Origin of the sequence: Cellulomonas aerilata, from assembly GCF_007991755.1 — a bacterium.
In the GTDB taxonomy this organism is placed as follows: domain Bacteria; phylum Actinomycetota; class Actinomycetes; order Actinomycetales; family Cellulomonadaceae; genus Pengzhenrongella; species Pengzhenrongella aerilata.
The window spans coordinates 42,820-65,072 of the sequence record NZ_BJYY01000016.1 but is presented as its reverse complement, the minus strand read 5'-3'; the positions used below and the strand labels follow the sequence as shown (position 1 = coordinate 65,072).

Here is a 22,253-nt window from a genome sequence, read left to right as displayed (position 1 = left end):
AGGATCACCCGGTGAGCGAGACCCCCGCCGTGCCCCCCGCGGCCGCACCGACCGACGCGCCGACCGACCTGCCGACGGACGAGCTCCCCGAGCAGATGCGGGTCCGCCGCGAGAAGCGGGAGCGCCTGCTGGCCGACGGCGTCGAGCCGTACCCGGTGTCGGTCCCGCGCACGCACACGATCGCGGCGGTCCGGGCGGCGCACCCCGACCTCGAGGCCGGCCAGGAGACCGAGGACGTCGTCGGCGTGGCCGGACGGGTCGTCTACCTGCGCAACACCGGCAAGCTGTGCTTCGTCACCCTGCAGGACGGCGAGGGCAACCGGCTGCAGGTCATGCTGAGCCAGGGGGTCGTCGGCGAGGAGTCGCTGGCCGCGTTCAAGGCCGACGTGGACCTCGGCGACCACCTGTTCGCGCACGGCACGGTGATCAGCTCCCGCCGCGGTGAGCTGTCCGTCTTCGCCGACGCCTGGCAGCTCGCCGCGAAGTCGCTGCGCCCGCTGCCCGTGCTGCACAAGGACCTGTCGGAGGAGGCGCGCGTCCGGCAGCGGTACGTCGACCTCATCGCCCGCCCCGCCGCCCGCGACATGGTGCGGCTGCGCGCCGGCGTCGTGCGCTCCCTGCGCGAGAACTTCCACCGGCGCGACTACGTCGAGGTGGAGACCCCGATGCTGCAGACGGTGCAGGGCGGCGCCACCGCGCGACCCTTCCGCACCCACATGAACGCGTTCGACCTCGACCTGTACCTGCGGATCGCGCCGGAGCTGTTCCTCAAGCGCGCGGTCGTCGGCGGGGTCGAGCGGGTCTACGAGATCAACCGCAACTTCCGCAACGAGGGCGCCGACTCCACGCACTCGCCGGAGTTCGCGATGCTCGAGGCGTACGAGGCCTACGGCACCTACGACACCATGGCCGAGCTCACCCAGGACCTGGTGCAGGCTGCGGCCCTGGACGCGCTGGGCACCACGGAGGTGACCCTGGCCGGCGGCGAGGTGTACGACCTCGGCGGGCAGTGGACCAGCCTGAGCATGTACGAGTCCCTCTCCGGCGCCCTCGGGGAGGAGGTCACCCCCGGGACGTCCGTGGCGGCCCTGCTCGCGCACGCCGACCGGCTGGACCTGTCGGTGGACCCCGCGCGGGCGAGCCACGGCAAGCTGGTGGAGGAGATCTGGGAGCACCTGGTCGGCGACGACCTGTACGCCCCGACGTTCGTGCGCGACTTCCCGGTCGAGACCTCGCCGCTGACCCGCGCGCACCGCTCACGTCCCGGTCAGGTGGAGAAGTGGGACCTGTACGTGCGCGGGATGGAGCTCGCGACCGCCTACTCCGAGCTCGTGGACCCGGTCGTGCAGCGCGAGCGCTTCGAGGCGCAGGCCCTGCTGGCCGCGGCGGGGGACGACGAGGCGATGCTCCTGGACGAGGACTTCCTGGTCGCGATGGAGTACGCGATGCCGCCGTCGGGCGGGATGGGGATGGGCATCGACCGCCTGCTCATGGCACTCACCGGCCTGGGCATCCGCGAGACGATCCTGTTCCCGCTCGTGAAGCCGCTCGGGTAGCCGCGCAAAGGGCGCTGCAGCAGCTGGCGCAGCGGTGCGGGCAATGCGCCCACCCGATTTGCCCGGGCCGACGTGGTCGTCCGTCCTTCCATGGCGGGTGTGACGCGCGGTCGTCCGCGGTGTGACATTTCTCGCCCGTCCCGCCGGTGCGGGCGGTACCGCCGGGAGGCCGGGGCGCCGGGCGTAGACTCGGGTCCGTGGACACGTTCCTGGCCGCGCTCGCCGCGCTCGCCCCGCCGATCGGGGTGGGCGCGTTGTTCTACGTCGCCATCCGCGCCCTCGTGAACGCCGACCGCAACGAGCGGACCGCCATGGCGCGCCTGCAGGCGGAGGAGGACGCGGCGGCGCGGACCCGGGACGCCGGCGCGGCATAGCGCCCCGACCGTCCGCCAATCCCCTCGCACGCCCCTGCCGGACCGAACGCCGCCCACGGCGGCCGTGGGTGGTCACCTGCCGAGTGCCGCCTGTGCACGCCGTCGGCGGCCGTGCCGGTGCCGTGGTATTCGCGCCCGTCGGATTCCGCCGGTACGTCGTCCCGGCCCGTCGGCCGCGCGGCGCACAATCACGGTGCAGGCACGGGGCGCCGGCTCGCGATCGGCGGCAGAATCCGACGCGCCCATTCACAGGGCGCTTTGACGCGCTTTGTTCGCGGTGGGATGCTCGGCCTGCGACTGATTACCCGCACCGAATGAGGGAGAATGCACATGGCGCAGAAGGTCCAGGTACTGCTGGTCGACGACATCGACGGAGGGACCGCCGAAGAGACGGTGACCTTCGCTCTGGACGGTGTCTCGTACGAGATCGACCTCACCGCGGAGCACGCGGCCGAGCTGCGCGAGTCGTTCTCGCGCTGGGTGGGCCACGCCCGCAAGACGGGGTCCGGCTCGCGGGGCGGCGGGCGCCAGCAGCGCAGTGGCGGCACCGGCGGCGGCGGCGGCAGCCGGCGCTCCGCCTCGGGCGGCGACGCCACGGCGATCCGCGAGTGGGCCCGCGAGAACGGCCACGAGGTCTCCGAGCGCGGCCGCATCTCGGCCGAGGTGCGCAAGGCCTACGAGGCCGCGCACTGACCCGGAGTGCCTGCGTGTCGGTCGGCGGACCGCGGACGCGATCCGCCGACCGACGCAGCCCGGCTCAGTCCTGCGGGCCGACCTCCTGGCCGGCCCTGCGGGTGGCCGTCAGGTCGCGCACGGCCGCGTACTGCTCGCGGACGACGGGCGCAGCCGGCGCGCGGTAGACCTCCGGGTCCCCGGCGGCCGACCACGTCGGCGCGGTCGCGGACCCGGCGAGGGCCCAGGCGGCCTGACGTGCGGCGCCGTCGGCCACGTACTCGCCCGGCGGCGGGACCGCGACGTCCAGGCCGAGGACCGAGGGAGCGATCCGGCGCACGGCCTCGGACTGCGCGCCGCCCCCGATGAGCGACACGGTCCGCACCGGCACACCCTGGTCGCGCAGCGCGTCGAGCCCGTCGGCCAGCGCGCACAGCATGCCCTCGACCGCGGCCCGGGCCAGGTGCGCGGGCGTGGTGTTGCCCAGCCGCAAGCCGTGCAGCGCGCCCGTCGCGTCGGGCTTGTTGGGGGTGCGCTCGCCCTCCAGGTAGGGCACCAGGACGAGGCCGTCCGCCCCGACCGGCGCGGACAGCGCGAGCTCGCTCAGCCCGGCGTGGTCGACGCCGAGCATACGGCCGGCAGCGTCCAGGACGCGGGAGGCGTTGAGCGTGCAGGCCAGCGGCAGGAACGCGCCCGTGGCGTCGGCGAAGCCGGTGACCATCCCCGTCGCGTCGGCGGTGGGCTCGGCGGAGATCGCCGACACCACCCCGGACGTGCCGATCGAGACCGCGACGTCGCCCTCCACCATGCCCAGGCCCAGTGCTGCGCCGGCGTTGTCGCCGGCCCCCGCGCCCAGCACCACGCCGGTCGCCGACGTGGCGGCCACAGCACCCGGCGCGACGACGCGCGGCAGCACGACGGCGTCCGCGTCGCGGCGCAGGGCGAGCGCGAGCAGGTCGCGACGGTAGTCGTCGGTGAACGGGGACCAGTAGCCGGTGCCCGAGGCGTCCGAGCGGTCCGTCGCCAGGTCCGCGATGTCGGTGGAGCCGGACAGCTTCCAGGTCAGCCAGTCGTGGGGGAGCGCGACCGCGGCGACGCGGGCGGCGTTCTCCGGCTCCGCGTCGGCCAGCCAGCGCAGCTTGGTGACCGTCAGCGAGGCGACCGGGACGGACCCGATGGCCTGCGCCCACGCGGCCGCGCCGGCCTCCGGGTCGCCGTCGCCGAGCTCGCGGACGAGGTCGGCGGCCGCCGGCGCGGAGCGGGTGTCGTTCCACAGCAGGGCCTCGCGGATGACCGCGCCGGAGGCGTCGAGGACGACCATCCCGTGCTGCTGGCCGCCCACGGCGACGGCGGCCACGTCGTCCAGGCCGCCGGCGTCGGCGATCGCCGTCTGGAGCGCCTCCCACCAGCGGTCGGGGTGGATCTCGGTGCCGTCCGGGTGAGACGCGCGCCCGGTGCGCACGAGGGCACCGGTCTCGGCGTCGCGGACGACGACCTTGCAGGACTGGGTGGAGGAGTCCACCCCGGCGACCAGCGGCATCGCTGAGCTCCTTCGAGTGTCAGGGGAGAGGGTCGTGCGGGCGGTGCTGCGGTGCTGCAGTTGCTGCGGTGCCGCGGCGGGGCGTCCCCGCCGCCGGCGTCCGCAACGAACCCGGGCCACCGAGGAGCGCGAGGCTCCCCGGCGGCCCGGGTCGGTGCTGGTCCGGCAGGGTCAGCGGCCGCCGAGGGCGTGCTCGACGGCCAGCTGGTTCAGGTGCACGAAGTGGAAGCCGCGCGCCGCGACGGCGTCGACGTCCAGGTCCTCGTACGCGGAGCGGTCGGCCAGCAGGTCCTCGAGGGTCTCGCCCTCGGCGATGGTCGGCTGCGCCAGCTCGAAGACCTTGCTCGCCTCCATGGCGGCCTGGACCTCGGGGTCGGCGCGGAACGCCTGCGCCCGCTCCTTGAGCAGGATGTACATGGACATGTTCGCCGCGGCGGACGCCCACACGCCCTGCATGTCCTCGGTGCGCGACGGCTTGTAGTCGAAGTGCACGGGACCGTCGTACTTCGGGCCGCCGCTGGGGAAGCCGTTCTCGACCAGGTCGACGGTGAAGAAGGCGGAGAGCAGGTCGCCGTGGCCGAACACCAGGTCCTGGTCGTACTTGATGGACCGCTGGCCGTTCAGGTCGATGTGGAACAGCTTCTCGGCCCACAGCGCCTGGGCGAGGCCGACCGTGTAGTTCAGGCCGGCCATCTGCTCGTGCCCGGTCTCCGGGTTCAGGCCGACGATGTCGCCGTTCTCGAGCTTCTCGATGAACGCCAGGGCGTGCCCGACGGTCGGCAGGAGGATGTCGCCACGGGGCTCGTTCGGCTTGGGCTCCAGCGCGATGCGCATGCCGTAGCCCTTGGACTTGATGTAGCCGGCGACGGTGTCGATGCCCTCGGCGTAGCGCTCGTGCGCGGCGAAGAGGTCCTTCGAGGCGTCGTACTCGGCGCCCTCGCGGCCGCCCCACATGACGAACGTCTCGGCGCCCATCTCGGCGGCCAGGTCGACGTTCTGCAGGACCTTGCGCAGGCCGTAGCGGCGGACCTCGCGGTCGTTGGAGGTGAACGCGCCGTCCTTGAAGATCGGGTGCGCGAACGTGTCGGTCGTGACCATGGAGACCTTGACGCCCGTCTCGTCCAGCGCCTTGCGGAACCGGGTGAGGATCTCGTCGCGGGTCGCGGCGTCCGCGCCGAACGGGATCACGTCGTTGTCGTGGAACGTCACGAAGGACGCGCCGAGCTCGGCGAGCCGGTGGACGGACTCGACCACGTCGAGCTCGGGACGGCTCGCGGAGCCGAACTGGTCCCGTGCCGCCCAGCCGACGGTCCACAGGCCGAAGGCGAACTTGTCCTCAGGGGTGGGCTTGCGCACCATGCGAAGTCTTCTCCTCGTCGAGATTTGTTGTGTGACTGAACTTAAACCCTGACGGCGCTAGGGTCAACCCATGAGCCGTGATCTCGAGCCGCCCGCGGACGACGTGCGTCCATCGGTCCGAGATGCTGCGCACAACGGGGAGCGGGCACGCCCCCGGCCCGTGCGGGCCGGTCTGCGGGGGACCGGACGCTCGGGGACGGCGGCGCGCCAGCGCACGCTGCGCGAGCACAACCTGAGTCTGGCACTGCGGCACGTCTGCGACGCGCCGGAGCCGGTGTCCCGGGCCGCGATCGCCACCGCGACCGGTCTGACCCGGGCCACGGTCTCGGCGCTGGTGGACCGGCTGGTGGCGGCCGGCATGGTGACCGAGCTCGAGCCGGTCGCCGCGACGCGGGTCGGCCGCCCGGCCGTCCCGCTGGTCCCCGCCCGCGGCACCATCGCCGCCGTCGGCCTCGAGGTGAACGTCGACTACCTCGGCGTGCGCGCGGTCGACCTCGCCGGGCGCGTGGTGAGCGAGCGGGTGGAGATCGGCGACCACCGGGGCAGCGACCCTGCCGTGGTCCTCGAGCGGCTGGCCGAGCTCGCCGGTGCGGTGGTGGCGATGCTGAGCGCGGACGGCGTCATGCTGGCCGGCGCGGCGCTGGCCCTGCCCGGCCTCGTGGACAGCGTGACGGGACCGCTGCGCCTGGCGCCCAACCTCGGGTGGCGGGACGTCGACGTCGTGCGCCTGCTCACGGAGCACCCCGTGCTGGCCGGGATGCCGCCGCGGCTGGCGAACGAGGCCAAGCTCGCGGCCCGGGCCGAGGCCCACGCGCGCCGGCACGACGGCCCGTCGAGCTTCGTCTACGTGTCCGGCGAGATCGGCATCGGCGGCGCGATCGTGCTGGACGGCGAGATCTTCCTCGGCCAGCACGGCTGGAGCGGGGAGATCGGGCACACGGTCGTGGAGCTGCCCGGCGCGCCGGGGACCGTCGCGACGCTGGAGACCTTCGCGGGCCAGGACGCCCTGATGGCCGCGGCCGGCCTGGACCGGGCGCTGCCGATCTCCGTGCTGGCCCGGGCGGCCGACGCCGGCGACCCCACGGCCGTGCGCGCCCTGACGGCCGGGGGTGCGGCGCTGGGCATCGCGCTGGCGAACGTCGTCAACATCGTCGACGTCGGCCAGGTGGTCCTGGGCGGGACGTACGCCGAGCTCGCGGCCCACCTGGAGCGGCCGGTCGCCCAGGAGCTGCGCCGCCGCGTGCTCTCCGCGCCGTGGAGCGAGATCACGGTCAGCGGGGCGCGCGCGGGCCAGTACCCGGCGATGACCGGCGGCGCGCTGACCGTCCTGCGGGCGCTGGTCGACGACCCCGCCGCGTGGGGCGCGGGTGACGTGGTCGTAGCCGCTGCCGGGGCCCGGGTATAGCGTGCCCTCGCAGGCTCGGCGACGCGCCTGCGCGGCCCGCGCCGCGCACCGTATGTTCACGCGGTTAACTTAATCGGGCGAGAACGGCGTCCGGACGGGCCCGCAGGCGAGTACGCTCGCCCGTTGCCGCCCCGGAGGACGCTCCGCACCCGCGAGGCAGCACCGCGCCGGAACGGACCGGCGCGTCCAGAACCGGAAGGTCGTACAGATGTCTGTCAGGAACACCACGCGCATCACCGCCATGGTCGGGACGGCGGTGCTCGCCCTCTCGCTCACCGCGTGCAGCGCCGAGCGCACCGACTCCGGCTCGGGCTCCGGCTCGGGCGACGCCGCCGAGGGCGGCGGCGGCGGCCTCATCGGCATCGCGATGCCGACCAAGAGCCTGGAGCGCTGGAACAAGGACGGCGCCCACCTGGAGGAGCTTCTGCAGGAGGCCGGCTACGAGACGACGCTGCAGTACGCCGACAACAAGGTCGACCAGCAGATCACCCAGATCCAGAACCTCATCAACCAGGACCCCGAGGTCCTGGTCGTCGCCGCGATCGACGGCACCGCGCTCGGCCCGGTGCTCTCCGACGCCGCCAGCCGGGACATCCAGGTCGTCGCCTACGACCGGCTGATCAACGGCACCGAGAACGTCGACTACTACGCGACGTTCGACAACTACCGCGTCGGGCAGCTGCAGGGCGAGTACATCGTCGAGCAGCTCGACCTGGAGAACCAGGCCGGCCCGTTCAACCTGGAGCCGTTCGCCGGGTCCCCGGACGACAACAACGCGAAGTTCTTCTTCAGCGGTGCGTGGGACGTGCTCAAGCCGTACATCGACGAGGGCAAGCTCGTCGTCCCCTCCGGTCGCAACCCCGCGAGCAACGACGAGTGGGCGAGCATCGGCATCCAGGGCTGGTCCTCGGACACCGCCCAGTCGGAGATGCAGAACCGCCTGAACTCGTTCTACGCGGACCAGAAGGTCGACGTGGTGCTGTCCCCGAACGACTCGCTCGCGCTGGGCATCGCCCAGGCGCTCGACGGCGCCGGCTACACCGAGGCCGACTGGCCGCTGCTGACCGGCCAGGACGCCGACCAGGCCAACGTGGAGAACATGCTCGCCGGCAAGCAGTCCATGACGGTCTGGAAGGACACCCGCACGCTGGGCGACCAGGTCGCGAAGATGGTCGACCAGATGGTCGGCGGTGAGACGGTCGAGGTCAACGACGAGGAGACCTACGACAACGGGGTGAAGGTCGTCCCGACCTACCTGCTGCCGCCCGTCGTGGTGACGCCGGACACGGTGGAGTCCGAGCTCGTGGAGTCCGGCTTCTACGAGGCCGGCGACATCGGCCTGTGACACCCGGTGCGGCCGCGCGCGCGGCCGCACCGGACCCGGGCCGGCGGGATCCCCCGCCGGCCCGGTGCCACGACCCAGTCCCACCCACAGACAGCGAGCGACGCATGTCGAGCAACAACGTCGTCCTGGAGATGCGCGGCATCACCAAGACGTTCCCGGGAGTCAAGGCGCTGCAGGACGTGACCCTCCAGGTCACCAAGGGCGAGGTCCGCGCGATCTGCGGGGAGAACGGCGCGGGCAAGTCCACCCTGATGAAGGTCCTGTCGGGGGTGTACCCGCACGGCTCCTACGACGGCACCATCCTGTTCGAGGGCGAGCCGTGCGAGTTCCGCACGATCCGCGACAGCGAGGAGCGCGGGATCGTCATCATCCACCAGGAGCTGGCGCTCAGCCCGTACCTGTCGATCGCGGAGAACATCTTCCTCGGCAACGAGCAGGCGACCCGCGGGGTCATCGACTGGACGAAGACGAACGCCGAGGCGGCCAAGCTGCTCGCCCGGGTCGGCCTCGAGGAGAGCCCGGACACCAAGATCCTCGACCTGGGCGTCGGCAAGCAGCAGCTCGTCGAGATCGCCAAGGCGCTGTCCAAGCGGGTCAAGCTGCTCATCCTCGACGAGCCCACCGCAGCGCTCAACGACGACGACAGCGAGCACCTGCTGGACCTGCTGCGGAGCCTGCAGGGGCAGGGCATCACCTCGATCATCATCTCGCACAAGCTCAACGAGATCGCCGCGATCGCCGACTCCACCACGATCATCCGCGACGGGCAGACGATCGAGACGCTGGACATGCGTGGCGCCGAGCGGGTCAGCGAGGAGCGCATCATCCGCGGGATGGTCGGCCGCTCGCTGGACAACCGGTTCCCCGAGCGCACGCCGCACATCGGCGAGGAGGTGCTGCGGATCGAGGACTGGACCGTGCACCACCCGATCGACACCGAGCGCGTCGTCGTGGACCACGCCAACCTGCACGTGCGCCGCGGCGAGGTGGTCGGCATCGCGGGTCTCATGGGTGCCGGGCGCACCGAGCTCGCGATGAGCGTCTTCGGTCGCAGCTACGGCACGAAGATCTCCGGCCGCCTGGTCAAGAACGGGCAGCCCATCGCGCCCGGCAACGTCCGGGAGGCGATTCGGCACGGGATCGCCTACGTGAGCGAGGACCGCAAGAAGTACGGCCTGAACCTCATCGACGACATCAAGCGCAACATCACCGCGTCGGCGCTGGGCAAGGTCGCCCGGTGGGGCGTGATGGACGCCAGCGGCGAGACCCGCGTCGCCGGCAAGTTCCGCACCGACATGAACATCAAGGCGCCCACGGTCGACGTCGTCACCGGGACGCTGTCGGGCGGCAACCAGCAGAAGGTCGTCCTGTCGAAGTGGATCTTCACCGACCCGGACGTGCTGATCCTCGACGAGCCCACCCGCGGCATCGACGTCGGCGCCAAGTACGAGATCTACACGATCATCAACGCCCTCGCGGAGTCCGGGAAGGCGGTCATCGTCATCTCGTCCGAGCTGCCCGAGCTGCTGGGGATCTGCGACCGCATCTACGCGCTGAGCCAGGGCCGGATCACCGGCGAGGTCTCCCGTGAGGACTTCACGCAGGAGGGGCTCATGCACTACATGACCATGGAGAGGGAAGTGTCCCGATGACCACGACCAAGCCGAGCGTCGCGAAGGCCGGCGGCCTGCGCCGGAGCCTGGGCGGGAACGTCCGCCAGTACGGGATCATCGGTGCGCTGCTGGTGATCGTCCTGCTCTTCCAGGTCCTCACCGACGGCAAGCTCCTGCTGCCGAACAACGTCGCGAGCCTGGTGCAGCAGAACGCCTACGTGATGATCCTGGCCATCGGCATGGTCATGGTCATCGTCGCCGGCCACATCGACCTGTCGGTCGGCTCGCTGGTGGCGTTCATCGGCGGCGTGAGCGCCCTCGCGATGAAGGACGCCGGCCTGCCGTGGCTCCTCGCCGTCCTGCTGGGCATCGTGCTCGGCGCGGTCGTCGGCGCGTGGCAGGGGTTCTGGGTCGCCTACGTCGGCATCCCCGCGTTCATCGTCACCCTCGCCGGGATGCTCATCTTCCGCGGGTTCGCCATCCTGCTCGTCGGCGTGACGGTGTCCAGCTTCCCGGGCGCGTTCGTCGAGATCTCCAACGGCTCGCTGCCGAACTTCCTGGGGTTCGTCGCCAACCGGGACGTCGTCACGCTGGCGATCGGCGGCATCGCGATCGCCGCCATCGTCCTGAGCCAGCTGCGCGCCCGCCGGACGCTGCTGCGGCACGAGCTGCACGTCGAGCCGTTCGGCGCGTTCGTCGCCAAGATCGTCGTGATCTCCGTGCTGATCGGCGCCCTGGCGTGGATCCTCGCCGGCAGCGCCGGTGGCACCCCGATCGTGCTGGTCATCGTCGGCGTGCTGATCGTGGCCTACAGCTTCCTCATGGGCCGCACGGTGTTCGGCCGCCACATCTACGCCATCGGCGGCAACCTGCACGCGGCGATCCTGTCCGGCGTGGACACGCGCCGGGTCAACTTCTGGATCTTCGTCAACATGGGCGCCCTCGCCGGCGTCGCGGCCATCGTGACGACGTCCCGGGCGGGTGCGGCCGTGGCCGCGGCCGGTCAGAACTTCGAGCTCGACGCGATCGCCGCCTGCTTCATCGGCGGCACCGCCGTGACCGGTGGCGTCGGCCGGGTGTCCGGCGCGATCGTCGGCGCGCTCATCATGGGCGTCCTCAACATCGGCCTGTCGATCATGTCCGTGGACCCCGCCTGGCAGCAGGCGATCAAGGGCCTGGTGCTCCTGCTGGCGGTCGCGTTCGACCTGCTCAGCAAGCGCCGCGGCCGCTGACCGCAGCACGCACGGCCCACGGCCCCCGGCACCGCCCTGCGCGGTGCCGGGGGCCGTGGCACGTCCGACGACGACGTCCGGCACGGCCGGGGGAGCGGAGCCCGCGATGACGACCACGGCGTGGTGGGTCGGGACCTACCCGGCGGCCGGGGCGGGGACGGCGACGGGGCAGGGCGAGGGGATCTGGCGGGTCGACCTCGACCCCGTGACGGGCGGGCTCTGCGCCGCCCGGCTCGTGGCGCGCACCCCGGCGCCGACGTTCCTGGCCACCCACCCCTCCGGCCGCGTGCTGTACGCGGTCGCCGAGGCGGACCCGGGCACCGTCACCGCGTTCGCCGTGACCCCCGACGGCCTCGACCCGATCGCCACCGTGGGGGCCGGCGGCGAGTGGCCGTGCCACGTGCTGCTCGCCCCGGACGCGCGGACGCTGTACACGTCCTGCTACGGCTCGGGCACCGTCGGCGTGCTGCCGCTGGACCCCGACGGCCGGTTCGCCGGCCCCGTCCTGGCCGCGGGCGGGGCGGTGCAGTCCCTCGGGCACTCCGGCTCCGGCCCGCGCGCCGACCGGCAGGAGGGCCCGCACGCCCACTTCGCCGCGACCGCCCCGGGCGGCGCCCACCTGCTGGTCTGCGACCTCGGGACCGACGACGTGCGCCGCCTGCGCCGCGGTGGCGACGGGCTGCTGACCGACGACGGCGTGGCGGCCCACCTGCCGCCGGGCACCGGGCCGCGGCACCTGGCCGTCGGCGGGGACGGTGCCGGCGGGCACCTGCTCCACGTGGTCGGCGAGCTCGACGGCGCCGTGCACGTGCTGCGCTGGGACCCCACCACCGCGACCGCCGAGCCGGTGCGGACCGTCGCGCTGACCCGGACGCCGCTCACCGCCGAGTCCGCCCCGTACGCGGACGGCACGCCGCTGCCCTCGCACGTGGTGCTCGACGGGGACCGGCTGGTCGTCGCGGTCCGCGGCCCCGACGTCCTCGTCGTCCTGGCGTGCGACCCGGCCACCGGGCTGCCGGGCGACGCCCGGGAGGTCACCAGCGGCGGCGCGTGGCCGCGGCACCTCGCGGTGCACGGCGACCTCGCGCTCGTCGCGGACCAGGTCGGCGGACGCGTCGCCGTCGTGCCGCTGGCGCCGTCCCACGCCGTCGGCGACGGCGGACGGGTGCTCGGCACGGCCGACGTCCCGGCCGCCGCGTGCGTGGTGCCGGTGGTGGGCTGACGCCGCGGGGGGACGGCCGCGCCCGGTCTGTCACGACGGCGCACCGCGCCGGATCAGCCCCGTCTCGTACGCGCGGATGACGATCTGCACGCGGTCGCGCAGGTCGAGCTTGGTGAGGATCCGCCCGACGTAGGTCTTCACGGTGGGCTCGGCGAGGTGCAGGTGCGCCGCGATCTCGGCGTTCGTCGCCCCCCGCGCGACCTCCATCATGACGGCACGCTCCCGCTCGGTGAGCACGGCCAGGGCGTCGTCCGCGGCCGCGGTGGGCAGGTCCGCGGCCACGTGCTGCAGCAGCCGGCGCGTGGTGGAGGGGGCGATGACCGCGTCCCCGGCGTGCACGGTGCGGATCGCGTCGAGCACCTCCTGGGCGGGGGCGTCCTTGAGCAGGAACCCGCTCGCGCCCGCGCGCAGCGCCGCGAAGGCGTGCTCGTCGAGGTCGAAGGTGGTCAGCACGAGCACCCGAGGTGCCTGCGGGCCGCGGGCGAGCAGCCGCTCGGTCGCCGCGACCCCGTCCAGCCGCGGCATGCGCACGTCCATCAGCACGACGTCGCAGCCGGTCGTGGCCAGCAGGTCCAGGGCGCGCTGCCCGTCGGCGGCCTCGCCGACCACGCGCATGTCGTCCTGCGCGTCGACGATCATCGCGAGCCCGATCCGGATCAGCGCCTGGTCGTCGACCAGCACGACGCGGATGACGTCGCTCACCGGGTGCCCGCCGTCCGGCCGGCGGGCGGCACCGGGATCTCGGCGTCGACGACGAAGCCGCCGGTGCCGGCCGGGCCCGCGTGCAGCCGGCCGCCGACGCGCCGGACCCGCTCCGCCATCCCCGGCAGCCCGCGGCCCGCCGGCCCCGGTGACGCCGCGACCCGGCCGCCGCTGTCCCAGACGCGCAGGTGCAGCGCGTGCGGCGCCCACGACAGCACGACGTCGGCCCGCGCGTCCGGGCCGGCGTGCTTGACGACGTTCGTCAGCGCCTCCTGGACGAGGCGGTAGGCGGCCAGGTGACCGGCCCGGTCGAGCGGGCGCGGGTCGCCGTCCACCCGCAGGTCCACGGTCTGCCCCGAGCCGCGCAGCCGCTCCACGAGGTCCGGCAGGTCGTCCAGCGTGGGCTGCGGCGCACCGGCCGCCCCCGCGCCCGGGCCGTCCCCACCGTCCGGTCCGAGCACGTCGAGCATGGCGTGCATGTCCCTCAGGGCCTCCCGTCCGGTGTCGGCGATCGTGCCCAGCGCGCGGGCGGCGACCGCCGGGTCCTGGGTCGCGACGTACCGGCCGCCCTCCGCCAGGCGCACCACGACCGAGAGGGAGTGCGCGACGACGTCGTGGATCTCCCGCGCGATCCGCGCCCGCTCCTCGGCGGCCGCCTGCCGGTCACGACGGTCCCGGTCGGCCTCGGCCGCCCGGGCGCGCTCGGCCAGGGTCGAGAGCTGGTCGGCGCGGACCCGACGGAACCGGCCCAGCGCCCAGGCGGCGACGACCGCACCGACGAGCGTGCCGCTCACCAGCAGGAGCTCGCCCGGGTCCGGGGGTGCGCCGGCCGCGCGCTGCCCGAGCGCGAAGCGTCCCGCCGTCACCGCCGCGCCCACCAGGCCGACGACGAGCGACACCAGCGGCCAGGGCCGCTCCGCCCGGGCGCTCACCGTGTACGCACCGATCAGGTACGCCAGGCTCGAGGGGAGCAGGACGGCCGGGTACGCCGCGGACGCCGGTCCCGCACCCGGCTGCACGAGGGCGGGCGCCAGGGCCAGAGCCAGCTCCGCGGCCGCGAGCACGGCGAGCACCGCGACGGGCGACCACCACCGCAGCGCCACCGCGGCGTGCAGCACGACGACCGCGCCCACCAGCACGCCCCCCAGCACGGTCGTCCGATCGGTGCCGACCAGCGTCCCCGTGCCCGCGTCCCGGACGAGGGCGAGCGAGGTCGGGCTCACCACCGCCGCCAGGGCGACCGCCAGCACGAGGTCGCCGATCCACGGTCGGCGCAGGACCGCCCCGACCGCCGCCGTCCACCGCCGCGCCTCGCCCACGGCTCGACCCTACGAGCGCGCCCGGAGCGCGGGAATGCGACCACGGTCTCGGACGAGTGGTCCCGTGGTCGCGGCACGGCGATCCCGGGGCCCGATGCCGGCGGGCGGGCGCCGCCGGGACCGTGGACGGCATGGACATCGACACGCGGCCTCGACCGCTCCCGACCCACCGCCCGCACCACCACCCACGCACCGTCGCCGCCGCAGCCGCCTGGTCGGCGGGCTGTGCGGCGCTCGCGCTGTGGTGGCTGGTCCGGCCCGGCGACTACGTGCTGGACGACGGCATCTCGCCGACGCCCTCCTCCCCGCTCGCGCTGGTGGAGCCGCGACCCGCGGCTGCCGCCCTCCTCGTGCTGGGGCTGCTCGGCGTGCCGCTCGCGATCGCGCTCGGACGGCTCCGCGCCGGGGACCGTGCCCGCGGCCCGCTGCTCGCCGCCGGCGGTGTCGTCACGATCGTGCTCGGCGTGCTGGTCCCGGACGTCCAGCTGCTCAGCTTCCTCGGGTATGCGATGGCGCTCGCGGGGCCACCGGTCCTGGTCGTGCTGCTGGCCGTCGGCGCGCGGCGCAGCCCGCGGAACCTCCTCGCCCTGGCCGCCGTCGGCGCGGCGATCACGATCGGGGTGCTCGCCGGGGAGATCGGCAGTCCCACGGTCGAGATGCTGCGCGGGATCCGCGGCGGGCTCGAGCGGGTCGGCCCGCGACCGCTCGTGCTCGCGGTCATGCTGCTCGGCGGTGTGCTGTTCGGCGCGCTGATCCTGGCCGCCGCCCGTCGGGGCGCCGCCGTGGGACCGATCGCGCCCGACCCGTGGCAGCGCCGGGGCCGGGTCGCCACCTGGGTCGCGGCGGCGTGCCCGCTGCCCTACGTCCTGGTGCGGATGACCTGGCTCACCCCGTGGCCGCTCGGCGCGCCGGGCGGCGTGGAGGCCCTGGACGGCGGCATCCGCGTCTTCGGGCTGCTCCTCGGCCTGGCCGCGCTCGGTGGCTCGGTCCTGACGGTCGGGCTGATCTCCCGGTGGGGCGAGGTGTTCCCCCGCTGGATCCCCGGCCTGCGGGGCCGACCCGTGCCGGTCGCCGCGGCCGTCGTGCCGGCCGGGATCGTGTCGGCCGTGCTGTGCGCGGCGTCGGTCAGCCTGGTGATGATGTCGCTCCAGGGCAGCCCCTGGCTGGTGCTGCTCATCCCGGCCCCGGTCTGGGGACCGGCCCTCGGCATCGCGGCGCTCGCCTACCACCGGCGTCGGACCGCCGGCGCGCCCGGGCCGGCCTCTGCCGCCGACCCGCTCGCCGCGCGATGACCTCACGCGGTGCGGGGCCCGCGGTCTGCGGCAGGATGGGCGCCATGACCAACACCCTCGTGCTGCTCCGCCACGGCGAGAGCGAGTGGAACGCCAAGAACCTGTTCACCGGCTGGGTCGACGTCGCGCTGAGCGAGAAGGGCGTCGAGGAGGCGAAGCGGGGCGGCACCCTGCTGACCGAGGCCGGCGTGCTGCCCGACGTCGTCCACACGTCGCTGCTGCGCCGCGCGATCACCACCGCGAACCTCGCGCTGGACGCCGCCGACCGGCACTGGATCCCGGTCGCGCGCCACTGGCGGCTCAACGAGCGGCACTACGGCGCCCTCCAGGGCAAGGACAAGAAGCAGACGCTGGCGGAGTTCGGCGAGGAGCAGTTCATGCTGTGGCGCCGGTCCTTCGACATCCCGCCGCCCGCGATCGAGCCCGGCTCGGAGTTCTCCCAGGACGCCGACCCGCGGTACGCCGGGGAGCCGACGCCCGCGACCGAGTGCCTCAAGGACGTCCTGGAGCGCGCGCTGCCGTACTGGCAGGACGCCGTCGTCCCGGACCTGCGGGCGGGGAAGACCGTGCTGGTGGCGGCCCACGGCAACTCGCTGCGGGCGATCATCAAGCACCTCGACGCGGTCAGCGACGAGGCCATCGCCGGGCTCAACGTCCCGACCGGCATCCCGCTCGTCTACGAGCTGGACGACGACCTGCGCCCGACCCTCCCCGGCGGCCGGTACCTGGACGCCGACGCCGCCGCCGCAGCGATCGCCGCGGTCGCGAACCAGGGCCGCTGACCGAGGCCGACCCGGGGCACCACGACGCCGTGACGGGGTGTCGACGCGGATGCGTCGGCACCCCGTCGTCGTCCCGGCGGTCGCTCGGGGCAGGCCGCGTCGGCGTCGGACCCCTCCGCAGGCTCAGGACCCGGGCGGCTCCGGGACGTCCGGCCCGCCCAGCTCCTCGAAGAGGGTGACCTCCAGCGCTGCCGGTGCGTCCAGCCGGGCGTTGAGCGAGCCCCAGGGCGTCCGGACGGGCTCGGCGACCACCCGCGCGCCGGCCGCCTCCAGCCGCCGCGTGGCACCGACCGCGTCGGTGACCTCGAACGCGACCCGGACCCGGGCCCCCGGGGCCACCTCCGACCCGGCCCCGGCCACCACCGGTCCCGCGGGCCCCGCGGGCCCGGCACCCGGACGGTGCACGCCTTCGACCCGGTCGACGTAGGCCGCGTGCGCCGGGTCGGTCAGCTCCAGGGTCGCCCGCCCCGCGTCGAGGATGACGACCCGGCCGTCGGGGTCGCTGAACGCGCCCAGCTCGGGCAGCCCGAGAGCGTCCCGGTAGAACGCCACGGCCGCCGCCCAGTCCTCGGCGGTCACCACCAGGCGGAGCTGGCGGACCGCGGAGGGCCGGACGGCGGACGGGTGGTCGGCCAGGTCACTCGTGTCGCTCGTGTCGCTCGTGTCGCTCATGTCGCGGCCAACGGACCCGCGACCCCTGCGGTTCAGCGCAGGTGGACGACCTCGTCCTTGAAGTCCCCGGTCACCAGGTAGGTGACCCGTCGAGCGATGGAGACCGCGTGGTCCCCGAACCGCTCGTAGTACCGGCCCAGCAGGGTGACGTCGACCGTCTCCTGCGGGCTGCCGTTCCAGTTGCCGCCCAGCAGCGCCGTGAACGTGTCCTCGTGCAGGCGGTCGAGCAGGTCGTCGTCCCGCTCGATGCCCCGGGCCTCCTCCAGGTCCCGCGTCAGCAGCACCTCGGTGGTCCGGGCGGCGACCCGCACGGCGGCGTCGTTCATCTCGGCGAAGGTGCCCGACAGGGCGTGGGGGACCGCGTTGCGCGGGAACCGCGCGCGCGCGACCTCCGCGACGTGACGGGCGAGGTCGCCCATCCGCTCCAGCGTCGCGCTCATGCGCAGCGCCGAGATGACGATCCGCAGGTCGGTCGCGACCGGCGCCTGCTGCGCGATCATCAGCACGCACCGCTCGTCGAGGTCCCGCTCGAGCGCGTCGATCGCCTCGTCGGCCACGATCACCGACTCGGCCAGTGCCACGTCGCCGGTCAGCAGCGCCCGGCCGGCGTTGGTGACGGCCACCTCGACCTGGCGGCTCATCGTCACCAGGTCCACGCCGAGCTGCTTGAGCTCGGCCTCGAAGATCTCCCGCATGTGCTCCCTCTTCCATGGATCGCCGTCCACCCTCGCAGGACGAGGTGAACGTCCGGCCGCCCTACGGTGAACACTGCGCGCACGACGCCCGACGCGCGAACGGCCGTCCGGATCCTCGTCCGTCCATGCGTAACCTGGCGCCCGTGGACGGATCCCTGCTCGTGCTCGCCGGCCTGCTCGGCCTGCTGGTCGGCGTCGCCGCCGGGGTGGGGTTCCGCTACAGCGAGCGTGCGCAGCGCGGCGTCCTCGCGCAACCCGAGCCCGAGCTCGCCGACGGGCTCGTGCGGACGCTGGCCGCGCTCCGCTCCGCGGCGGTGGTGCTGGACGAGGACGACGTCGTCGTGCGCGCGAGCCCGCCCGCCTACGCGCTGGGCGTCGTCCGGGACGGCCGGATCACCCACGCCGCGATCCGCGACATGGTGGTGGACGTGCGGCGCGACGGCGTCATCCGCGACGAGGAGCTCGAGCTGCCCCGCGGCCCGGTCGGGCCGGCGCGCGTCATGCTGCAGGTGCGGGTGGCGCACGTGGGGCCGCGGCACGTGCTCGTGCTCGCCGAGGACCGCACGGAGGCCCGTCGCCTGGAGGCGATCCGCCGGGACTTCGTCGTCAACGTGTCGCACGAGCTGAAGACCCCGGTCGGGGCCCTGTCCCTGCTCGCCGAGACGGTCGGGGCGGCCGCGGACGACCCCGACGCCGTGCGGCGCTTCGCCGGCCGCATGCAGCAGGAGTCGGCGCGACTGTCGGCTCTCGTGCACGAGATCATCGAGCTGTCCCGGCTCCAGGTCGCCGCGCTCAGCCAGACCGCGCTGGTGGACGTCGCCGCCGTGCTGGCCGAGGCCGTCGACCGCGCCCGCACGGCTGCGACCGCGAAGTCGATCACCCTGGACGCCGGCGGGCAGCCGGGGCTGCAGGTGTACGGCGACCACGCGCTGCTGGTCACCGCGGTGCGCAACCTGCTGGACAACGCCGTCCGGTACTCCCCGGAGGGCACGCACGTCGGCGTCGGCGCGCGGGCGGTCGGGGACATGGTGCAGATCGCCGTCGTCGACCAGGGCATCGGCATCCGCCCCGACGAGCAGGAGCGCGTCTTCGAGCGGTTCTACCGGGTCGACCCGGCGCGCTCGCGCGAGACCGGCGGGACCGGGCTCGGCCTGAGCATCGTCAAGCACGTCGCCGCCGACCACGGCGGGGACGTGAGCATCTGGTCGCAGCCCGGCAAGGGCTCGACCTTCACCCTGCGCATCCCGGCGGCGCACCTGCCGCCCCAGCCGGAGCGCCCCCATCCCGAGGAGGTGGATGCGTGACGCGCATCCTGCTCGTGGAGGACGAGGAGTCCTACCGCGACCCGCTGTCCTACCAGCTCACCAAGGACGGCTACGACGTCGTCACCGCGGCCACCGGCCCGGACGCGCTGACCGAGTTCGACCGCAGCGGCGCCGACCTGGTGCTGCTCGACCTCATGCTCCCGGGCCTGTCCGGGACGGAGGTGTGCCGCGCGCTGCGCAGCCGGTCCTCCGTGCCGGTGATCATGCTGACCGCGAAGGACACCGAGATCGACAAGGTCGTGGGCCTCGAGCTCGGCGCCGACGACTACGTCACCAAGCCGTACTCCTACCGGGAGCTGCTCGCCCGCGTGCGGGCGGTGCTGCGGCGCCGCACCGACGCGGTCGAGCCGGCGGAGGCCGAGGAGGGCGCACTCGCCGTCGGCCCGGTCCGGATGGACGTCGAGCGCCACGTCGTCGAGGTGCACGGGCAGGCGGTCTCCTTCCCGCTCAAGGAGTTCGAGCTGCTGGAGATGCTGCTGCGCAACGCCGGGCGCGTGCTGACCCGCGGCCAGCTCATCGACCGCATCTGGGGCTCGGACTACGTGGGGGACACCAAGACCCTGGACGTCCACGTGAAGAGGGTCCGGGCCAAGATCGAGCCGGACCCGGCGAACCCCCGGCTGCTGCTGACCGTGCGGGGCCTGGGCTACAAGCTGACCGACGAACCGGCTGGCTGACCGCGGCCGGCGGCGCCCGGCGGCCCGTCACGGCGGCTGTGTCCCTTGTCACAGGTCGACCCTCCCGCGCTACCCGACGGGGCGGATCCAGCCAAGTCGTCGCGATCAGTTCACCTGGGGTTCACCTTCGGCGGGCCGAACGGTCATGTCTCCTCCCTAGCGTCTGGCGAGGCCGCGGCGCACGACTGCGGCACCTAGACGACAGTCAGGCAGGAGCACAGTGAACGTTTCTCTCCACCGCCGTGTCGGGGCCATCGCCCTGACCGGCGCCCTCGCCCTCTCGCTCGCGGCGTGCGGGTCCGACGACCCCGTCGCAGCAGGCGCCCCCGCCGGTGACGCCACCGAGGCGGGCTCGGAGCTCAGCGGTGAGCTGGTCGGTGCCGGTGCGTCGTCCCAGGAGTCCGCGATGGAGGCCTGGCGTGCCGGCTTCCAGTCCGCGAACCCGGACGTGAACGTCAGCTACGACCCCGTCGGCTCCGGCGGCGGTCGCACCCAGTTCCTCGAGGGTGGCACGGACTTCGCCGGCTCGGACGCCGCCCTCAAGGAGGACGAGCTCACGCAGGCCGCCGAGCGGTGCACCGACGGCGAGGCCATCGAGGTCCCGCTGTACATCAGCCCGATCGCCGTGATCTACAACCTGCCGGGGGTCGACGAGCTGAACCTCTCCCCGGCCGTCATCGCGGGGATCTTCAACCGCACGATCACGACCTGGAACGCCCCTGAGATCGCCGCGGACAACCCCGACGCGACCCTCCCCGACCTGCCGATCACGCCGGTCAACCGCTCCGACGAGTCCGGCACCACGGAGAACTTCACCGAGTACCTCGTGGCCACGGCCGGCGAGGCCTGGCCGCACGAGGCCAGCGGTGACTGGCCCGTCTCCGGCGGCCAGTCGGCCCAGGGCACGTCCGGCGTCGTCCAGACGGTCCAGGGCGGCGAGGGCACCATCGGCTACGCCGACGCGTCCAAGGCCGGGTCCCTCGGCACGGCCCGGATCAAGGTCGGCGAGGAGTGGGTCGCGTACTCCCCGGAGGCCGCGGCCGCCGTGGTCGACGCCTCCCCGCGCGCCGAGGGCCAGTCCGAGCACGCCGTCGTCGTGGAGCTCGACCGCGCCACGACCGCGTCCGGTGCCTACCCGCTCGTCCTGATCTCCTACTCGATCGCCTGCACGGCGTACGAGGACCCGGCCAAGGCCGATCTGGTCAAGGCGTTCCTCGGCTACGTCGCCAGCTCCGAGGGCCAGGAGGCGGCCGCCACCTCGGCCGGCTCGGCGCCGATCTCGGACACGCTGCGCACCGACATCGAGGCCTCGATCGAGGCCATCGGCGCCGGCGCCTGACACGCCCCACCGTGGCCGGTCCCGCTCGTGGAGCGGGGCCGGCCACCACGCCCGTCCGGGGCGGTCCACGACCGGCCCGGGCGGGCACCACACCTCGCCCCCTGAAGACCACGGAGCACACGTGACGACGACGACGAGCCCGACCGCCCCGGTCGGCTCCCCGGGAGGTGCGCCGCAGCCGCCGCGCTCGGCGCGACGCCGCTGGCCCGAGGGCAGGGCGACCCGCGCCTTCCGCTGGCTCGCGACGGGGGCCGGCGCCCTCATCCTCGTCGTGCTCGCGGCGGTCGCGCTCTTCCTGATCGTGCGCGCGTGGCCCGCGCTGACCGCCGACGGTGCCACGCTCGGCGAAGACATCAGCTGGTTCCCCGACGACAGCTCGCTCCTGCGCTTCGTCGGGCCGCTGGTCTTCGGCACGCTGCTCGCCGCGGTCCTGGCCCTGCTGATCGCCACCCCGATCTCCATCGGCATCGCGCTGTTCATCTCGCACTACGCTCCCCGGCGCCTGGCCAACGGGCTCGGGTACGTCATCGACCTGCTCGCCGCCATCCCGAGCGTCGTGTACGGCCTGTGGGGCGCCATCTGGCTCGCCCCGCGGCTGTCCCCGGTGTGGCAGTGGCTGTCGGAGACGCTGGGCTTCATCCCGCTGTTCGCCGGTCCGGCCGCCGACCCGCCGCGGGTCATCCTCACCGTCGGCGTCGTGCTGGCCGCGATGATCCTGCCGATCATCACGGCCGTCTGCCGCGAGGTGTTCCTCCAGGCCCCGCGCCTGCACGAGGAGGCCGCGCTCGCGCTGGGTGCCACCCGCTGGGAGATGATCCGGATGGCGGTGCTGCCGTTCGGGCGCTCCGGGATCGTCTCGGCCGCCATGCTCGGCCTGGGCCGCGCCCTGGGCGAGACGATGGCGGTGCTGATGATCCTCAGCCCCGGTGCGCTCTACTCGTTCAACCTCCTGCAGGCGGGGCAGCACCAGACCATCGCGGCGAACATCGCCCTGCAGTTCCCCGAGGCCGACCCCACCGGGGTGAGCGTGCTCATCGCGACCGGCCTGGCCCTGTTCGTCATCACCCTCGCGGTCAACATGGCCGCCCGCGCGATCGTCGCGCGCCGCAAGGAATTCTCGGGGGCCAACTGA

At 74.0% G+C, this 22,253-nt stretch carries 20 protein-coding genes; 14 read left to right on the top strand and 6 right to left on the bottom strand.

Annotated features, from left to right (window positions below):
• The first annotated feature begins 11 nt into the window (after positions 1 to 11).
• The 3 genes from lysS (at position 12) to CAE01nite_RS13015 (ending at position 2,623) form a co-directional block, all read left to right on the top strand.
• A complete protein-coding gene (lysS, locus tag CAE01nite_RS13020) occupies positions 12 to 1,556 on the top strand; it encodes a lysine--tRNA ligase (protein WP_371862902.1) in 1,545 nt (514 codons plus the stop codon).
• A 197-nt stretch (positions 1,557 to 1,753) separates the two neighbouring features.
• Positions 1,754 to 1,930: a hypothetical protein gene (locus CAE01nite_RS18210; protein WP_186816582.1), complete on the top strand. Its 177-nt coding sequence runs from the start codon at positions 1,754 to 1,756 to the stop codon at positions 1,928 to 1,930.
• A gap of 330 nt (positions 1,931 to 2,260) precedes the next feature.
• Positions 2,261 to 2,623, top strand: coding sequence for a histone-like nucleoid-structuring protein Lsr2 (locus CAE01nite_RS13015; RefSeq protein WP_146905266.1), 363 nt, complete (start codon positions 2,261 to 2,263; stop codon positions 2,621 to 2,623).
• A gap of 64 nt (positions 2,624 to 2,687) precedes the next feature.
• On the opposite strand, the gene xylB is transcribed toward CAE01nite_RS13015, so the two are convergent.
• Both xylB and xylA read right to left on the bottom strand, forming a co-directional pair.
• Positions 2,688 to 4,142: a xylulokinase gene (xylB, locus tag CAE01nite_RS13010; RefSeq protein WP_146905263.1), complete on the bottom strand. Its 1,455-nt coding sequence runs from the start codon at positions 4,140 to 4,142 to the stop codon at positions 2,688 to 2,690.
• Positions 4,143 to 4,313: 171 nt separating this feature from the next.
• Positions 4,314 to 5,501, bottom strand: coding sequence for a xylose isomerase (gene xylA, locus CAE01nite_RS13005; protein ID WP_146905260.1), 1,188 nt, complete (start codon positions 5,499 to 5,501; stop codon positions 4,314 to 4,316).
• A 70-nt stretch (positions 5,502 to 5,571) separates the two neighbouring features.
• Here xylA and CAE01nite_RS13000 point away from each other — a divergent pair, with 70 nt between their 5' ends.
• The 5 genes from CAE01nite_RS13000 (at position 5,572) to CAE01nite_RS12980 (ending at position 12,318) form a co-directional block, all read left to right on the top strand.
• Positions 5,572 to 6,906 carry an ROK family transcriptional regulator gene (locus CAE01nite_RS13000; RefSeq protein ID WP_146905258.1) on the top strand — a complete coding sequence of 445 codons (1,335 nt, stop codon included), beginning with the start codon at positions 5,572 to 5,574 and terminating at the stop codon, positions 6,904 to 6,906.
• A 208-nt stretch (positions 6,907 to 7,114) separates the two neighbouring features.
• A complete protein-coding gene (gene chvE / locus CAE01nite_RS12995; RefSeq protein ID WP_186816581.1) occupies positions 7,115 to 8,251 on the top strand; it encodes a multiple monosaccharide ABC transporter substrate-binding protein in 1,137 nt (378 codons plus the stop codon).
• Between the two features lie 104 nt (positions 8,252 to 8,355).
• Positions 8,356 to 9,903 carry a multiple monosaccharide ABC transporter ATP-binding protein gene (gene mmsA / locus CAE01nite_RS12990; protein WP_146905255.1) on the top strand — a complete coding sequence of 516 codons (1,548 nt, stop codon included), beginning with the start codon at positions 8,356 to 8,358 and terminating at the stop codon, positions 9,901 to 9,903.
• Complete coding sequence (mmsB, locus tag CAE01nite_RS12985) at positions 9,900 to 11,096, top strand: multiple monosaccharide ABC transporter permease (protein WP_146905253.1); 1,197 nt, start codon at positions 9,900 to 9,902, stop codon at positions 11,094 to 11,096. Before mmsA ends, mmsB begins: the two co-directional genes overlap by 4 nt.
• A 106-nt stretch (positions 11,097 to 11,202) precedes the next feature.
• On the top strand, positions 11,203 to 12,318 hold the full coding sequence (locus CAE01nite_RS12980; RefSeq protein WP_146905251.1) for a lactonase family protein: 1,116 nt from the start codon (positions 11,203 to 11,205) through the stop codon (positions 12,316 to 12,318).
• Positions 12,319 to 12,348: 30 nt separating this feature from the next.
• Here the strand turns inward: CAE01nite_RS12980 and CAE01nite_RS12975 are convergent, their stop codons facing one another.
• Together CAE01nite_RS12975 and CAE01nite_RS18815 are read right to left on the bottom strand one after the other, a co-directional pair.
• Positions 12,349 to 13,020 carry a response regulator transcription factor gene (locus CAE01nite_RS12975; protein ID WP_146905248.1) on the bottom strand — a complete coding sequence of 224 codons (672 nt, stop codon included), beginning with the start codon at positions 13,018 to 13,020 and terminating at the stop codon, positions 12,349 to 12,351.
• A complete protein-coding gene (locus CAE01nite_RS18815) occupies positions 13,017 to 14,339 on the bottom strand; it encodes a sensor histidine kinase (RefSeq protein WP_222595923.1) in 1,323 nt (440 codons plus the stop codon). Before CAE01nite_RS18815 ends, CAE01nite_RS12975 begins: the two co-directional genes overlap by 4 nt.
• Positions 14,340 to 14,470: 131 nt before the next feature.
• Between CAE01nite_RS18815 and CAE01nite_RS12965 the strand changes: the two genes are divergently transcribed.
• A complete protein-coding gene (locus tag CAE01nite_RS12965) occupies positions 14,471 to 15,631 on the top strand; it encodes a hypothetical protein (RefSeq protein WP_146905245.1) in 1,161 nt (386 codons plus the stop codon).
• 44 nt (positions 15,632 to 15,675) lie between these two features.
• The gene (locus CAE01nite_RS12960) at positions 15,676 to 16,413 is read left to right on the top strand and encodes a phosphoglyceromutase (RefSeq protein WP_146905242.1); all 738 of its coding nucleotides are present in this window, start codon (positions 15,676 to 15,678) and stop codon (positions 16,411 to 16,413) included.
• A 123-nt stretch (positions 16,414 to 16,536) separates the two neighbouring features.
• Here the strand turns inward: CAE01nite_RS12960 and CAE01nite_RS12955 are convergent, their stop codons facing one another.
• Both CAE01nite_RS12955 and phoU read right to left on the bottom strand, forming a co-directional pair.
• Positions 16,537 to 17,085: a VOC family protein gene (locus tag CAE01nite_RS12955; RefSeq protein ID WP_146905238.1), complete on the bottom strand. Its 549-nt coding sequence runs from the start codon at positions 17,083 to 17,085 to the stop codon at positions 16,537 to 16,539.
• A 32-nt stretch (positions 17,086 to 17,117) separates the two neighbouring features.
• Positions 17,118 to 17,780 (bottom strand): phosphate signaling complex protein PhoU, encoded by a 663-nt coding sequence (gene phoU / locus CAE01nite_RS12950; RefSeq protein WP_146905236.1) that lies wholly within the window; start codon positions 17,778 to 17,780, stop codon positions 17,118 to 17,120.
• A 125-nt stretch (positions 17,781 to 17,905) separates the two neighbouring features.
• On the opposite strand from phoU, the gene CAE01nite_RS12945 reads away from it, so the two are divergent.
• The 4 genes from CAE01nite_RS12945 to pstC all read left to right on the top strand — a co-directional run bounded on the left by CAE01nite_RS12945 (position 17,906) and on the right by pstC (position 22,253).
• Entirely contained in the window at positions 17,906 to 19,084 is a 1,179-nt protein-coding gene (locus tag CAE01nite_RS12945) for a sensor histidine kinase (RefSeq protein WP_146905233.1), read from the top strand.
• Complete coding sequence (locus CAE01nite_RS12940) at positions 19,081 to 19,782, top strand: response regulator transcription factor (RefSeq protein WP_146905230.1); 702 nt, start codon at positions 19,081 to 19,083, stop codon at positions 19,780 to 19,782. The genes CAE01nite_RS12945 and CAE01nite_RS12940 overlap by 4 nt, the downstream gene beginning before the upstream one ends.
• Positions 19,783 to 20,002: 220 nt before the next feature.
• Entirely contained in the window at positions 20,003 to 21,121 is a 1,119-nt protein-coding gene (pstS, locus tag CAE01nite_RS12935) for a phosphate ABC transporter substrate-binding protein PstS (RefSeq protein WP_146905227.1), read from the top strand.
• Between the two features lie 121 nt (positions 21,122 to 21,242).
• Positions 21,243 to 22,253 carry a phosphate ABC transporter permease subunit PstC gene (gene pstC, locus CAE01nite_RS12930; RefSeq protein WP_146905224.1) on the top strand — a complete coding sequence of 337 codons (1,011 nt, stop codon included), beginning with the start codon at positions 21,243 to 21,245 and terminating at the stop codon, positions 22,251 to 22,253.

Bases quoted from the DNA above. Each gene is read 5' to 3' on its own strand.
- phoU (WP_146905236.1), bottom strand. From the start codon at position 17,780: ATGCGGGAGATCTTCGAGGCCGAGCTCAAGCAGCTCGGCGTGGACCTG.
- CAE01nite_RS12960 (WP_146905242.1), top strand. From the start codon at position 15,676: ATGACCAACACCCTCGTGCTGCTCCGCCACGGCGAGAGCGAGTGGAAC.
- mmsA (WP_146905255.1), top strand. From the start codon at position 8,356: ATGTCGAGCAACAACGTCGTCCTGGAGATGCGCGGCATCACCAAGACG.
- CAE01nite_RS12965 (WP_146905245.1), top strand. From the start codon at position 14,471: ATGGACATCGACACGCGGCCTCGACCGCTCCCGACCCACCGCCCGCAC.
- CAE01nite_RS12955 (WP_146905238.1), bottom strand. From the start codon at position 17,085: ATGAGCGACACGAGCGACACGAGCGACACGAGTGACCTGGCCGACCAC.
- chvE (WP_186816581.1), top strand. From the start codon at position 7,115: ATGTCTGTCAGGAACACCACGCGCATCACCGCCATGGTCGGGACGGCG.
- CAE01nite_RS12945 (WP_146905233.1), top strand. From the start codon at position 17,906: ATGCGTAACCTGGCGCCCGTGGACGGATCCCTGCTCGTGCTCGCCGGC.
- xylB (WP_146905263.1), bottom strand. From the start codon at position 4,142: ATGCCGCTGGTCGCCGGGGTGGACTCCTCCACCCAGTCCTGCAAGGTC.
- xylA (WP_146905260.1), bottom strand. From the start codon at position 5,501: ATGGTGCGCAAGCCCACCCCTGAGGACAAGTTCGCCTTCGGCCTGTGG.
- CAE01nite_RS13000 (WP_146905258.1), top strand. From the start codon at position 5,572: ATGAGCCGTGATCTCGAGCCGCCCGCGGACGACGTGCGTCCATCGGTC.
- CAE01nite_RS13015 (WP_146905266.1), top strand. From the start codon at position 2,261: ATGGCGCAGAAGGTCCAGGTACTGCTGGTCGACGACATCGACGGAGGG.
- CAE01nite_RS12980 (WP_146905251.1), top strand. From the start codon at position 11,203: ATGACGACCACGGCGTGGTGGGTCGGGACCTACCCGGCGGCCGGGGCG.
- mmsB (WP_146905253.1), top strand. From the start codon at position 9,900: ATGACCACGACCAAGCCGAGCGTCGCGAAGGCCGGCGGCCTGCGCCGG.